The 11,947-nt window shown below is 37.8% G+C and carries 13 protein-coding genes; 7 read left to right on the forward strand and 6 right to left on the reverse strand.

Annotation, left to right across the window (positions count from 1 at the left end):
* Positions 1–24 precede the first annotated feature (24 nt).
* Positions 25–975 (reverse strand): ADP-ribosylglycohydrolase family protein, encoded by a 951-nt coding sequence (locus ACYT32_RS00185; protein ID WP_395263919.1) that lies wholly within the window; start codon positions 973–975, stop codon positions 25–27.
* Positions 976–1,397: 422 nt separating this feature from the next.
* Here ACYT32_RS00185 and ACYT32_RS00190 point away from each other — a divergent pair, with 422 nt between their 5' ends.
* Both ACYT32_RS00190 and ACYT32_RS00195 read left to right on the forward strand, forming a co-directional pair.
* Entirely contained in the window at positions 1,398–1,871 is a 474-nt protein-coding gene (locus tag ACYT32_RS00190; RefSeq protein ID WP_395263920.1) for a nucleoside 2-deoxyribosyltransferase, read from the forward strand.
* 11 nt (positions 1,872–1,882) lie between these two features.
* The gene (locus tag ACYT32_RS00195) at positions 1,883–2,434 is read left to right on the forward strand and encodes a TetR/AcrR family transcriptional regulator (RefSeq protein WP_395263921.1); all 552 of its coding nucleotides are present in this window, start codon (positions 1,883–1,885) and stop codon (positions 2,432–2,434) included.
* A gap of 540 nt (positions 2,435–2,974) precedes the next feature.
* Here ACYT32_RS00195 and ACYT32_RS00200 read toward each other — a convergent pair.
* Positions 2,975–3,103, reverse strand: coding sequence for a hypothetical protein (locus ACYT32_RS00200; protein ID WP_461793335.1), 129 nt, complete (start codon positions 3,101–3,103; stop codon positions 2,975–2,977).
* Positions 3,104–3,198: 95 nt separating this feature from the next.
* Here ACYT32_RS00200 and ACYT32_RS00205 point away from each other — a divergent pair, with 95 nt between their 5' ends.
* From ACYT32_RS00205 to ACYT32_RS00225, 5 genes are all read left to right on the forward strand, one after another.
* The gene (locus ACYT32_RS00205) at positions 3,199–4,377 is read left to right on the forward strand and encodes a CynX/NimT family MFS transporter (protein ID WP_395263922.1); all 1,179 of its coding nucleotides are present in this window, start codon (positions 3,199–3,201) and stop codon (positions 4,375–4,377) included.
* 62 nt (positions 4,378–4,439) lie between these two features.
* Positions 4,440–5,102: an HAD hydrolase-like protein gene (locus ACYT32_RS00210; protein ID WP_395263923.1), complete on the forward strand. Its 663-nt coding sequence runs from the start codon at positions 4,440–4,442 to the stop codon at positions 5,100–5,102.
* Entirely contained in the window at positions 5,089–5,886 is a 798-nt protein-coding gene (locus tag ACYT32_RS00215) for an ElyC/SanA/YdcF family protein (RefSeq protein WP_395263924.1), read from the forward strand. The genes ACYT32_RS00210 and ACYT32_RS00215 overlap by 14 nt, the downstream gene beginning before the upstream one ends.
* A 106-nt stretch (positions 5,887–5,992) precedes the next feature.
* Entirely contained in the window at positions 5,993–6,442 is a 450-nt protein-coding gene (locus ACYT32_RS00220; RefSeq protein WP_395263925.1) for a PTS sugar transporter subunit IIA, read from the forward strand.
* Positions 6,443–6,603: 161 nt separating this feature from the next.
* On the forward strand, positions 6,604–7,815 hold the full coding sequence (locus tag ACYT32_RS00225) for an MFS transporter (protein ID WP_395263926.1): 1,212 nt from the start codon (positions 6,604–6,606) through the stop codon (positions 7,813–7,815).
* A gap of 52 nt (positions 7,816–7,867) precedes the next feature.
* Here ACYT32_RS00225 and ACYT32_RS00230 read toward each other — a convergent pair whose 3' ends face one another.
* From ACYT32_RS00230 to ACYT32_RS00245, 4 genes are all read right to left on the reverse strand, one after another.
* Positions 7,868–8,656 (reverse strand): hypothetical protein, encoded by a 789-nt coding sequence (locus ACYT32_RS00230; protein WP_395263927.1) that lies wholly within the window; start codon positions 8,654–8,656, stop codon positions 7,868–7,870.
* Positions 8,657–8,685: 29 nt separating this feature from the next.
* Entirely contained in the window at positions 8,686–9,810 is a 1,125-nt protein-coding gene (locus tag ACYT32_RS00235) for an AI-2E family transporter (protein ID WP_395263928.1), read from the reverse strand.
* 137 nt (positions 9,811–9,947) lie between these two features.
* Positions 9,948–10,814 carry a helix-turn-helix domain-containing protein gene (locus tag ACYT32_RS00240; RefSeq protein ID WP_395263929.1) on the reverse strand — a complete coding sequence of 289 codons (867 nt, stop codon included), beginning with the start codon at positions 10,812–10,814 and terminating at the stop codon, positions 9,948–9,950.
* 222 nt (positions 10,815–11,036) lie between these two features.
* On the reverse strand, positions 11,037–11,942 hold the full coding sequence (locus ACYT32_RS00245; protein ID WP_395263930.1) for a glycine betaine ABC transporter substrate-binding protein: 906 nt from the start codon (positions 11,940–11,942) through the stop codon (positions 11,037–11,039).
* Between the last annotated feature and the right edge of the window lie 5 nt (positions 11,943–11,947).

Here is an 11,947-nt window from a genome sequence, read left to right on the forward strand (position 1 = left end):
AGCAGTGTCTCTTTTTCAATTTCTTTAAACTAACTCTCGAACCGCTTCTTTTCGAGCAAACGGAACAATAATGCTTTCTAATAATTGGGGATTTCTCAGTTGAGACTTCCAGTCGTTGTTAACTTGATCACTTAGATTTTCACAACTACTAATTGTAGCCGTGATACTAGCAATCGTATCGGTGTCATCACCTAAATTGACGGCCATAATGATAGCTCCATCGATACTAGTACTATTTAAAACACACCAAATACTAGCCAAAAGTGTATCCACTACATATCCAGTAGATTTGATATCCTTACGCAGTGTTGCATCAAAGTCTGTTTGAAACATCAATTCATATTGAGCCAATTGAGCTAACTCTTCTGGACGATTTTGAAGAGCTTGATTCAATTGATCAGGTAATTTACTCAAGATTGTTCGCAGCGCCTGACCATTCAAAAGTCCGTGTAAGATTTCTAAATAAATATAACTACCCACGATTGCTCGAGCATGTCGATGAGTTAAAACAGTATATTCACGTGTCAGTTTAAGCCGTTTGGATAAGTCTTTTTCATCGGTTAAATGAATTGCCAAAGGTGCCAGTCGCATGATTGCCCCATTACCATTGGCTTCTACACTGGGATCACCACACTTTAAAGGGTCATACTGATTTACTGACCAATTGATGATCGCTTTTTTGCACGTCGCACCGATACCAAAGGCTAAATTGTCAGGGGTATATTCGTTGTGAAACATGTAATTCTCGAACTTTTTCATTAATTGATTCAAATCACCCTGTTCAGTTAAATTCTCCATTAATGGAAGTGAAAAGGAAGTATCATCGGACCAGCTGCCAGCAGGTTGTTCCCAAACACCCCCATTAATCATTGAATCAACATAGTATGAATCACGTTTAGAGAATTCCACAGGAACGCCTAAAGCATCGCCGACTACGCCAGCATATAGAATATTTTTGATTTGACTTTCATTCACCAACTTCAGCCCTCCATTAAAAAACTGAGACTAAATTTTCATCTAGTCCCAGCCGTTTTAGTCTTCTAATTAAGAATACTACTTTTTCCCATCTATAAGCACGTTTCCCTAAAAAATCAGCAGAATAAATGCCAGGAAAATTCCTAGTGCCGCAAGTAAGCTAACATTTCTTTTGTCATTACGACTATTCTGTAAATTCTTTTTCATAAGCAATGCCTCCGTGCTTATAAAAGTTATATCATCTAATATCTGAAATGAAAAGGCTTTTCAACAAAATTTAAAACTTATTTTTTATGATAGTATTTATTGAAAATTTACTCCTTATAACTGAAAAAATAACGGTCTTCGAGCTAATTTTTCGAGCATTTTCCGAACATTTCAGTATAATTAGAGTATAAATATAAAGGAGTTGCTACATACCCATGGAAAAAAAGAATCGTGTTTACTTAGCCGGACCATTTTTCAGTGATAATCAGGTGAAACGCCTCGATGAAATTCAGGACTTACTTGCTGCCAACAAAACGATTGGCGATATTTTCCGACCAGGCAAAGATGACTATACTGCTGCCGAGTTTGGTTCATTCGAATGGCAAACCGCTGTCTTCAAGCATGATATCAACAATATTAATGTTTCAGATGTCGTTGTTGCAATGTTAGACTATAAGATAGAAGAAAACGAATTAGAGCCAGATTCTGGTACAATGTGGGAATGTGGCTATGCCTTTGCTAATAATGTCCCTGTCATTGGTGTTCGTAATATGACCGACGAACCATTAAATCTCATGCTAGCTGGAAGTTTGACTGCCTTTTTCAACGGAAAGGATAGCATTAAAAAAATAAAGGACTATAATTTTAATACATTAATGCCACATTACGAAAACGTCAAAGTACTTTAGGAGGATGCAACATGTCACAAGTAACTCAACGAACGGAAAAGTCGATCATCACCGCGATGATTTCCTTACTTCAAAAGAAAACCTTCGAGAAGATCACAGTTGGTGATATTTGTGACGAGGCTCTGATTAATCACAGTACTTTCTATCGTTATTTCAGCGATAAGTATGAATTATTGCACGCAGTTTTTTCTTATTTATTAGATGATTTGCTCAACAATACTTCGAACGCTAAAACGATTGTTTACCAAATTGCTGATTTTATGGAGAAAAATAATAGCTTTATCCATCATCTTTCACCGCAATATCAGACTAAGGCTAATCTTTATCCGGAATTTCGCAGTATTTTACAGGATATTGTTAAGAAGAAAAGCAAGGACCCCGCCAGTCAAAATGATCCTTTGATTAAGATGATTACTGAGTCGGATACTCCGGAATTGATGATCAGCTTTATCGTTGGTGGTTTGCTTGGTTTGGTCGAGTATCTTGAAGATAACGACTTCAAGGTTTCTCGTGATAAGTTTATTGATTTTACAGCTAGTTTCTTTGCTAAATGGTCTAAATAGAAATAAACGTTGCAGTTGATGGTGGTTCACTGCCGGCTTTCGTTCGGCTCTGAGGGGTCTGGAACGCCATGGGCATCGCTTTGAACCAATTGAAGTGCACAATTGTTTCAAAGTCGAGCCTTGTTCTAAGTGTGCTTCGCCCACTAAGAACAATTTCATGGCTGAGACCCCTCAGAGCTCTCACTACAGCCTAGAATGTTAAAACATGTTTGGATATCCCTCAAGTGAACAAGTTCAAGAGCTAAGGCAAGTTCAAGGGCTAAAGATTAAGGGCAAGAACTTAAATCCTTAAAAGATAAAATGAATTGATGCTTTTAATAACTACTAATGTATTGAATTGATATAAAAATAAGTCAATTCAATACATTTTTTTGTCTTGCTTTTTATCTTTTGCTCTTAAGCACCAAGGTTTTCCAGCTTCCACTCCTACCAAGCTAAATAAGGAACGTAGGATTCCTATACATATCACTAACAAATCAAATATGCAGTAGCCCTAGTCAGGAGCGAAAGTTCTGGGGGATATCAGTGGTGAAATTTTACTTAATTGGCGGTTTTTGCCAATTTAGTAAACGGTCGAGCTTGAAGACCGTCAGCTTGCTGAGGGGCTCCAAGTCGGCCCACCACGTTCCATATCCCCCAGAACTGTAGCGGATGACGGCAGTGAACCAAAAAATCACCTCCCCATCAACATATCCAAAGAAGGATAGTTGTATTGACCTAGTCTACAGGTTTAAACTTAAAGTATTGTTTTTTAGGAGGTTACAATGCAGTCAACAAAAAATCATCAAAAATGGTTTCTGATCAGTATGATGCTGGTTGCAGCCAACTTGCGGCTCCCCATTACTATTATTCCGCCACTTCTAAGCACGATTGAAAAGGATCTCGGTATTCCTAAATCTTTAGCTGGGTTGATCACTTCTATTCCTTTGATTACTTTCGCTATTTTTTCACCGGTTTTCGTTAAAATTGCTAAACGCATCGGTAATGAATTGACGATTTTTGTCTTCTTCATCATTCTCATCGTTGGTAGTTACCTGCGAATCATCCCTACTATTTGGGCTTTGCTGTTGGGGACTTTTTTAGCTGGAATCGGAATTGACAGTGGTAATGTTTTAGTTCCAGCTATAATCAAGGAACGTCTACCTGACAATATTCCACTAGGAACTAGTCTTTATACGATGTCGATGCTCCTTATCGGGGCCATTGGTACGGCGTTATCCGGTCTCTTTATCACTAAAATGAGTTTGCAATCTACGCTAGCGATTCTTTCCGTTGTAGCAATTATTGCCTTGATCTTTTGGATTCCTAACTTACGCTCCAATCATCATGAGAGTACTTCTGCTGACAAGAAGTTAAATTACCAGAGTGTTTGGAAACAACGCTTGGGTTGGTTGATAACAGTCTTTTTTGGTTTACAATCAATTGTTTACTATTCCTTTATCACTTGGCTACCATCTATTTTGCAGAGCCACGGTCTCGGCACGATTTTTTCCAGTAATTTATTAACTTTATTACAACTAAGTGGGCTCCCTTGTTCTTTTGTCGTGCCTTTCTTATCGATACGCAAAAATGGTATGAAAAAATTATTGATCATGCTCTTTATTGGCTACGCAATGGCACCTTTAGGTTATCTTGTTTCAACTAATAACAGCCTCTACCTCATCTTGATTACGATCATAACAGGTTTTGGTTCCGGCTTAGCCTTTAATATGGCGGTGATCTTCTTTACCGAAAAGACCACTAATCCTTACCAAACAGCCGAAGTTTCAGGGATGGCGCAATCTGCTGGTTATTTATTAGCCGCTTTCGGTCCGGTATTATTCGGTTTCATTGAAAATTTGGCTGGCTCTTGGAATTTGATCATCTTGATTCTGGTCGTTCTATCAGTGCTATTAACATTATCAGGAATCTTAGTGGCGTGTCACAAACCAATCGCAGAATGATTATAACTAATTTTATTATTTGCTATAATAAAAACACATGATATATAAAGGAGATTGCTTAAATGAAGAACTTATTTTTTGATTTCGATGGCACGATTGCCAATACTCAAGAAGGTATCGTCAATGCTCTTGAATATATGGCCGACAAAATGGATCTGGAAAACTTGGGCTTAGCCACTTATCAAAAATTTATTGGACCAGCGCTTGTTGATAGTTTGGAAAGATTTTATCCTAATCTCCCTAAAGCCGACTACCCTCAAGCTATTAAAACTTACCAAGCTTTTTATAACGATAAAGGTGTCTATCAATTAAAGATTTATAATCAGATGGAAAACACTCTGCAAGACTTACAAGCTGACGGATATAAATTATATGTCTCTTCAGTCAAACCTGAATCATTAGTTAAGCAACTTATTCCCCATCTTGGATTAGAGCAATACTTCTCAGGAATCTATGGTGCTTCTGATGATGAGACGACTCGCAATACCAAAAAAGCAATTCTTCATTATGGTTTAGATGACAGTCAGGTGTTAGCTTCTGAATCAATTATGATTGGCGATCGAATGACAGATATGGAAGGCGGCGTGGCTAATAACGTCCACACATTAGGCGTAACATATGGTTTCGGCGACTATGCAGAGTTAAACAATGCTGGTGCTGATTACATTGTGGACAAGGTAGTCGACATTCCTGAAGGTGTGCAAAAAATTGATGCTGCAAAATGATTTAGACAATTTTAATCTGCTGGGAAAATTTTTAGGACAACGTGATATCAGTGCTCTTTCTAAAGCTTCTCTGCAAGCCAAATATCAACTACCTCAAGCTGACGTATTCGTCTTATTCGGTGGCAGTATTCTTTATGGAGTCGATATTTTAGCTACGGCGATTCAGCAACAAGTTGCCAAAAAATATGTCATTGTCGGTGGCTTCGGACACACAACGGCAACGTTACAAAAGGCTGTAGCGTTACAATACCCGGACATCCCTGCCCAAGAAATGCAAGAAGCTGAGATCTTTGCGGCGTTATTAAAGAGAAGATTCAATCTTGAAGTAGACTACTTGGAGACTAAATCGACTAACTGTGGAAACAATATCACCTATCTGTTGCAACTATTGGCTGAAAATCATCTTGATTTCCGGTCTATTATTTTGGCTCAAGACGCAACGATGCAAAAACGGATGAGTGCCTGTTTAGCTAAATATCTTTCGCCATCGATACAAATCATCAACTTTGCGACTTACCAAAATGAACTGATCTTCAAAGATCAACAAGTGGCATTTTCCAAAGAGATCCTCGGAATGTGGACTCCTAAACGTTACATGCAGCTTCTAATGGGCGAAATTCCTCGGCTAACTGATGATTCAAACGGCTATGGACCAAACGGCAAGAATTTTATTGCCCATGTCGATATTCCTCAAAATGTCCAAGCAGCTTTTGAAGCTTTAAATGAAAAGTACCCTCAAATCAACCGTCCCAGCAACAATTTATACTCTTCTAAAAAAAATTAAACTTTTCCCTTGCTATGAAACGGGTTCGATAGAATATCATAATTGATGTAGAGAAGTAAGACATGTCGAATAGCTTCATAACTTAAAACGCAAGGAGATATTGATTATGTTTAAAATTTTTAGAAAAAATCACACCACCGCAAATGTTGAATTAAAGGATAACACCCAAATTAACGCTTTGAAATTAGCTGCCAAGAAGACAGCTGAAGAATTCAATCTTGATGAACAAAGCATTCAAAGCAGTATCTTTGCTAGTGCAGCCAATGGTAACAAGCTCATTGAAAACCGGGCTGTCTTCATGTATGCCACAAGTGACAGTAAGAGCCGTGTACATACTATGATGATGACCTTCAAGAATCCTATTGCTTGGGGCAATGACGCCGCACCTGTCGACTATTTAATTGTTGGGGTCTTCCCTGATGCCGCTGATCAAACAGAAGTCGCAAAGATCACTGATAGAATTAGTGAGACTTTACATGACAAAGCTGACCAATTGGATGACATTAAGTTCCAAGATAGCGACTTGAACAAGCTCAATCAATCATTTACTGATTAAAAAATAAATTAGTCGTCAATACTATGCAAGATATGGTATTGACGACTTTTTTTGTGCCTATTTATAGCGTCTGTTCCTTGTTAGGTCAAAAATCTTGTGCTATTATACATTCAAGCAAAATTAAACGACGTCAGTGAGCGTCCATTTTGGAGGGAATAGAAATGAAAATAGTAACAAAATCGAACCAGCTAGATAGCTACCAGGCTAAAGTGGTTGCTTCCACAGCTTCAGGATTTGGATTGGAAAATATGGACGTGATGTTCTTATCGTTTGCACTTTCATCCATAATCTCCCAGATGCATTTGAGTGGAACACAGGCGGGACTCATCTCGACCATCACAAATATTGGTATGTTATTAGGTGGTATTTTTTTTGGAATTTTAGCTGATAAAATTGGTCGGATCAAAACTTTCAGCCACACCATCTTTATCTTCGCTTTTGCGACAGCTGCAATGTACTTTGCCAATAATCTGACTATGATTTACCTCTGTCGCTTCATTGCAGGTATTGGTGCTGGTGGTGAGTATGGCATCGGCATGACCGTTCTAGCTGAAAGCTTCTCCAAGGAAAAACTAGGCCGTGTTTCTTCATGGGTTGGTGTTGCTGGACAAATCGGTGCCATCTTTGCTTCACTCTTAGCTGCCTTGATTTTACCAACTTTAGGCTGGCATGCACTCTTCTTATTCGGAGTTATCCCAGTTATCATCACATTCTTCATCAGAAGACATCTTCGTGAAAGTAATTCATTTACTAATTCCTCCAAGAAAACAAAAGGTAATATCAAACAACTTTTCGCCACACCAAAGATGGCTTACCAAACAGTCGCTTTGATGGTCATGGCCATCGTCCAAATTGCCGGATACTTCGGTTTAATGAACTGGCTGCCAACTATTATGCAAAAACAACTTAACCTAACAGTCGGGGCTTCAACTTGGATGATTGCTACGATTCTAGGTATGTGTGCCGGTATGCTAACTTTCGGTTGGATCCTCGATAATTTAGGACCTCGTTTAGCCTTTGGAATCTTCTTAACTGCTTCTGCCATCGGGGTCTATGTCTTAACACTGCCTAGCAACGTCTGGTCATTGATCGTTGTCGGAGCAATCGTCGGTTATTTTTCTAACGGAATGTTCGCCGGTTATGGAGCCATCGTCAGCCGACTCTATCCAACGGAAGTTCGGGCTACGGCTAATAATGTCATCATGAATGTAGGTCGTTGTATCGGTGGTTTCTCTAGTTTAGCTATCGGCTATATCTTAGACCACTACAATATCATGAACGTGATGGTATTCATCTCAACGCTTTATATCATTAGCTTATTGGTCATGTTAACTATCTCCAATTTGAAAGCTAAGAATTATCAAAACATCTAACAAAAGGGTCATTCAATTCGATAAATGAATTGAATGACCCTTTTAAAATTTTCTAATTGAAAAAACTCAAGATCTTGATAATCACAATTGAGAACAAAATACTGATGATGGCATGAATCATAAACAAAATGGAAAAGGCAATGAAATATACTGAACCACTTATAATTGGGGTGCGAATATTGAAGAGGTACAAAATCGACCCTAAAACGATCAAAGTTACCACCCAAGGCAATATTCCCTTGTTAACAGTCATGAAATCATTCTTACTCAAGTCATAACCGGTGCTGGCAATCATGATCGTCAAGACAATATACAGCACGATCATGCCTATAGAAGCATTGGAAAAACTCGACTTGAGATTGTCGAGAACTGAATCAAAGATAATGCTCGGAGACAAATTATAGTTGATATTCAAACTTTGCGTCAATGAACTGATACTGAATCGAGCTTTCAACAAAAACTTTTGTAACAAGTATAATGCGATCGAACACATGTAATACGGTGCTAAACCAATAAAAAAATTACCCAACATTTGATAAACATTTCGATCATTCCAGCGATGATCGACTGAACCTAATGAGCCTGATCGTTGGTAGTTCAAATTCAACAACTGCACCTTCGTGACTTGATGTCCAAATAAATAGGCAAAGATCATATGACCTAATTCGTGAATGATTACACCTAAACCACCAACAACTAATTGACTATTGCTACCTAAATTATCAACTAAAGTCACTTTTGACAGATGACCTAACCAAGAAGTTAACATTGAGGTCAGATATGGGACTAGTGTAAAAATAAGTACGAAAGTTATGACAAATCCAAAATAATTATTCCACACATTCATCTCTCCTTGAACAATTTCATCAATTATAACCCAGCATCTTTGGCTAAACGCCGATCAGCTTCATTCTTAACTAATTGATAAATTGTGGCCGCAATTGGTACACCTAATAGCATTCCGACAATCCCACCAAGACCGCCGCCAATAGTGATTGAAGCTAGTACCCAAATTCCCGGTAGACCGATCGAAGTACCCACGACTCTGGGATAGATTAAATTGCTCTCTAACTGTTGTAGAACAACTATAAAAATTACGAATAAAATTGCATCTAATGGTGAATCAACGACTATCAACAAGAATCCCACAGCGCCACCAGCCCAAGCTCCAAAAATTGGTACCAATGAGGTGACGCCAACGAAAGCTCCGATTGGCAAAGCGTACGGAAACTTGAACAATAACATTCCCAAAGCACACAACGTTCCTAAGATAATCGCTTCAGTGACTTGTCCAACGATAAAACTACTGAACATCTTGTTCGTAATATCAATAAAGTATTTGATTTTTTGAAGATATTTCTCTTTGATAAAAGCTTGGCCAGCTTTATTAACTTGCTGAACCAACTTTTCTTTCGTCGCTAAGATATATATTGCAAAAGTGATGGCTAAAATAAAATTAAAGATTCCTTTGGCTAAACTGGTAACGATTTTGAAGGTTGACCCAAACAGTCCACTGACTCCAGAAGTCAAAAATTTCATAACTTTACTTTGGATCGTCGTCCAATTGATATCGACGGATTTAAGTTGATCGGGGATGGCCGAATTATTATTCAACTTTTTAGCTAAATCAGAAATATCAGTAATCAAGCTGGGAATCGATTTGAAGAAGTCGGTCAAGGCACTGACAAATTGTGGTAATACCAACCGAAAGACGCCCGTCATGATTAAAATTACTATCACAAGAGTGATTAAAATAACAATTCCTCGACGACTATGCTGTAGCCACTTTATTTTTGTATGAGGGAATAAATGTTTCTCCAGTATTACGACTAAAATATTGAGTGCATAAGCTAAGACACCTCCTAAGATCAAGGGCATAACAATTCCTAGCAGTCGTAAAAAAATATTGTAAACTTGGCCTGGATAAATCAATAAAACCAGCAGTGCAATAACTAATAGGCTGTATCTGATGACTTGCTTACGCTTTATTTCCATAATTTACTCCCTCAATATCTTTCTAAACAATATATCATATCAGGTAAAAAGACTAAACATTCACCTAAAAACGGCCCACCAATTTCTTAAAAATTAGTAGGTCGTTTCGTTGTTCTTATACATTCTGTGGTTGTCGGTTATTTGACAGCGTTACTCGCAACCCAATGGTTGATTAAGTCGATTTCCTTTTTATTCTGATTGAACTCAGAAAAGACTAAAGCTTTGTTCATCAAATCTTGGACTCGCTGATTGTTGCCATTAACACGGTTTTCATTCATTGCTAGCTGAGCATAAATTCTCGCAATATAATATGTAACATGATTCTCTGAACAAACTTTGACACCATAATTCAACAGAGTATTGGCTGTCTCCAAATCACTGCGTTCAGAATAATAAATCGCACAATAGAAAATAATGTTGATATAACGCCAAATCTTTGAGGAGTCATCGATCGTCATCGTATAAATATTATTAAAGACCTTACTGAAATAATATTCACTCTTCGTATCGTCGCCTTGTTTAGCATAGACCATTCCCATCCCCACAAAACCTAGGAAAGTAAAGATAGTTTCTCCATGAATGTCCAATTCTGACAGAATTCGGTTGAAATCAAAGACGGCATCAAATAAATCGCCATTATCTAAAACATTTAAATAGCCTTTGAGATAGTAATATTGCATCAAGGCATCTTTGTCGTCTTCAAAATCGTCAATATTGATAGCTTTGATAATATTCCAAGCGTCTTCATACTCTTGAATAATTAAATTGAATTCGGCCTTATTCATCTGCTTGATGACAGCTTGATTCTTACCATCTTTTACACCAATAATGCTATCCAAAGTTAGGTTCAATCGATTACACAATTGAATCAAAATTTTTAATGAGGGTATCTTGCCATTATTTTCAAACTTACTCAAAGTGGCTTGGGTGCAAATACCATCGCTTAGCTCTTTTTGAGAGATACCCAACTCTTTTCTTTTATCAATAAAAGTTTGTATATCCACGTCGTTGCTCCTATATAAAAAATTTATAAATCAATCAAATATAATTATATACCCTAGTTTATACGCTGTCATTGTTTGAACGGGTTTTCTGACGATTCGTCAGGTGAATAAATATTTTTCTATATATTATATGAATTGCCCCAATGGCGTAATATTCCAAAAAGCGATGATTATTTTTATTGCAATAAAAAAAACCGAAATTTCTTCCGATTTTTGAGTTTTTTACTTATTTTTTAGATCTTCGATGGAATTAATGTTAGTCATATACTTGGGCACTGCTAGTCCCACTTTGGCACCTTCCAAATTAGGACCTAAATCTTCGAACTTGCCTTTATAGTCTTTATAAAAGAGTCCTGAAGTCTTAGGCAGCCAAGCACTGACTTGAGCATCGGCAGCACCGGTGGCAATTGAGGCCCACACTGGCTGAATTTCCATAGCTTGAATCGTGACCTTATAACCTTGATCACGTAGAACTTGTGCCACCACGTTGGTTGAAGCTATTTCAGAGTCCCAAGCAACATAAGTCATTTTCAATGATTGACCATGTACTTTTTTGACACCCTTAGTCCATTGCTTAACTAACTTGGGATTGTCCTTAATCCATTGTTTAGCGTCCTTTTGTGGGTCCATACCATTATTGACCTTCAACATCACTTGAGACATCTGAGCTGGTTTCCAATGGAATCGGTCCAAAATCGTGTAAGCTTCTGGTTTATCTTTCTTCAAACCTAGACGAACTACCGTATCGATATGTTCGGCTTTACCATAGACGTTCTTGGGATCTTTCAAAAACTTGATTGGATACTTAGTGAACATCCAATGTGGTTGCCAACCTGTGACAACGATGGGACGTTTATCCTTGATTGCCTTGTCTAAGGTACTCGTCATTGCGGCAGTCGAACTCGTTTGAAGTTGCCAATTGTCTTTATCAAGTCCGTATGATTTCAGAGCTTTTTGCGTCGAGGACATGATACCGGCACCAGCATCGATCCCAGTGATCGTATAGTTAATCTGTGAACCCAATTTTTCTTTACTATTGTAAGGAGCAGTTTGGGAGCTGCAAGCAGAAATAATTGGGATAATCAGTAGAGCTAATAAGAAAAGTTTAATAAACTTTTGTTTCTTCAAATAAT

The sequence above is a fragment of the Companilactobacillus sp. FL22-3 genome (assembly GCF_054881455.1).

Bases quoted from the DNA above. Each gene is read 5' to 3' on its own strand.
- ACYT32_RS00220 (WP_395263925.1), top strand. From the start codon at position 5,993: ATGTTTAAAATTTTTAGAAAAAATCACACCACCGCAAATGTTGAATTA.
- ACYT32_RS00235 (WP_395263928.1), bottom strand. From the start codon at position 9,810: ATGGAAATAAAGCGTAAGCAAGTCATCAGATACAGCCTATTAGTTATT.
- ACYT32_RS00210 (WP_395263923.1), top strand. From the start codon at position 4,440: ATGAAGAACTTATTTTTTGATTTCGATGGCACGATTGCCAATACTCAA.
- ACYT32_RS00215 (WP_395263924.1), top strand. From the start codon at position 5,089: ATGCTGCAAAATGATTTAGACAATTTTAATCTGCTGGGAAAATTTTTA.
- ACYT32_RS00205 (WP_395263922.1), top strand. From the start codon at position 3,199: ATGCAGTCAACAAAAAATCATCAAAAATGGTTTCTGATCAGTATGATG.
- ACYT32_RS00190 (WP_395263920.1), top strand. From the start codon at position 1,398: ATGGAAAAAAAGAATCGTGTTTACTTAGCCGGACCATTTTTCAGTGAT.
- ACYT32_RS00225 (WP_395263926.1), top strand. From the start codon at position 6,604: ATGAAAATAGTAACAAAATCGAACCAGCTAGATAGCTACCAGGCTAAA.
- ACYT32_RS00195 (WP_395263921.1), top strand. From the start codon at position 1,883: ATGTCACAAGTAACTCAACGAACGGAAAAGTCGATCATCACCGCGATG.